General features: G+C 55.0%; 2 tRNA genes. Both read right to left on the bottom strand.

Going from position 1 to position 318, the window contains the following annotated elements:
• Positions 1-34: 34 nt before the first annotated feature.
• Positions 35-111, bottom strand: a tRNA-Ile gene (locus ACVOME_RS18685).
• An 18-nt stretch (positions 112-129) separates the two neighbouring features.
• A tRNA-Ala gene (locus tag ACVOME_RS18680) sits at positions 130-205 on the bottom strand.
• Between the last annotated feature and the right edge of the window lie 113 nt (positions 206-318).

Genomic DNA, 318 nt, shown 5'->3' with positions numbered 1-318 from the left:
GTATAAAGATCGAATGTATGCGTCATTCAGAGAATGGTGGGTCTGGGAGGACTCGAACCACCGACCTCACCCTTATCAGGGGTGCGCTCTAACCACCTGAGCTACAGACCCAAATGTCTTACTCAAACGTGGTGGAGCCTGTCGGGATCGAACCGACGACCCCCTGCTTGCAAAGCAGGTGCTCTCCCAGCTGAGCTAAGGCCCCAGAAAGGGACATCTCACACCGGCCTGGCCGATGCAAATCTCTGAATGCAGGTACTTTGTGAAGACGCCCGACAGGACGATGCTGTCTTTGCTCAAAAGGAGGTGATCCAGCCG

This window comes from Stenotrophomonas sp. STEN008 (genome assembly GCF_056760435.1).
The sequence above is the reverse complement of the archived record's forward strand: the minus strand, read 5'-3'. Positions and strand labels throughout refer to the sequence as shown.